Origin of the sequence: Rhizobium skierniewicense Ch11 (assembly GCF_023757665.1) — a bacterium.
In the GTDB taxonomy this organism is placed as follows: Bacteria; Pseudomonadota; Alphaproteobacteria; order Rhizobiales; family Rhizobiaceae; genus Agrobacterium; species Agrobacterium skierniewicense.
Genome location: NZ_RXPG01000022.1, coordinates 1 through 1168, shown reverse-complemented (window position 1 = coordinate 1168; position 1168 = coordinate 1). Strand labels below are relative to the sequence as shown.

General features: G+C 60.8%; 1 pseudogene. It reads right to left on the bottom strand.

Annotated features, from left to right (window positions below):
• A pseudogene (locus tag EKM04_RS16160) lies at positions 1–1168 on the bottom strand (beta strand repeat-containing protein); the annotation flags it as partial.

Here is a 1168-nt window from a genome sequence, read left to right as displayed (position 1 = left end):
AGCGGCCTGCTTTGTCGTCAGCGCAGCGATGTTGTCGGAGCTGAAGGACTGAAGCTGGTCGGTTGTCATGGCAGCGATTTGGGTTGGAGCGAATGCTGCAACCTGGGTGCTGTCGAGAGCCGCCAGGGCCGATGTCGTGATGGTCTTGATCTGTGCTGCAGACAGTCCTGCGATCTGGCCTGTGGTCAGAACGTCAAGCTGTGCGGATGTGACGGCCCCGATCTGTGCTGTCGAGAGCTTTGCGACCTGCGCGGCGCTGAGGGCTGCAAAGTTGGCTGTCGAGAGCGAAGCCAGTGTCGAGGAGTCGATACCGGAGAGGGAGGCGACGCTGAGGGCTGCAATTTCGGCTGTTTCGAAGCTGTTGAGCTCGGCAGAGCTGAGGGTTGCGACCTGTGCAGCGGTCAGGGCACCAGCCTGTGAGGTGGTGAGGGCTGCGATGTTGCCTGAGGTGAAGGCCTGCAGTTGATCGGTGGACAATGCGACCAGTTGCTTGTTGGAGAGTGCGGCGACCTGCTCCGTCTTCAAGGTTGCGATCGAGGATGTCGTGATAGCCGCGACCTGATTGGCCGTCAGGGCCTTGATCTGGTCGGTTGTGAGTTCCTGGATCTGGTCGGACTTGAGCGATGCGATCTGTGCTGTGCTCAGTGTTGCGACCTGTGTTGCACTGAAGGCCGTGAGGGCCGCCGTGGTGAGGCCTGCGACGGCATCGGTTGTCATGCCGGACAGAGCGCTTGCAGTCAGAGCCTTGATCTCGGCTGTTTCGAAGCTGTTGAGTTCTGCAGAGCTGAGGGTTGCGACCTGTGCGGCGGTCAGGGCAGCGGCCTGCTTTGTCGTCAGCGCGGCGATGTTGTCGGAGCTGAAGGACTGAAGCTGGTCGGTTGTCATGGCAGCGATCTGGGTTGGAGCGAATGCTGCAACCTGTGTGCTGTCGAGAGCCGAAAGGGCCGATGTCGTGATGGTCTTGATCTGTGCGGCCGACAGTCCGGCGATCTGGCCTGTGGTCAGAACGTCAAGCTGTGCGGATGTGACGGCACCGATCTGTGCTGTCGAGAGCTTTGCGACCTGCGCGGCGCTGAGGGCTGCAAAGTTAGCTGTCGAGAGCGAAGCCAGTGTCGAGGAGTCGATACCGGAGAGGGACGCGACGTTGAGGGCTGCAATCTCGGCTGTT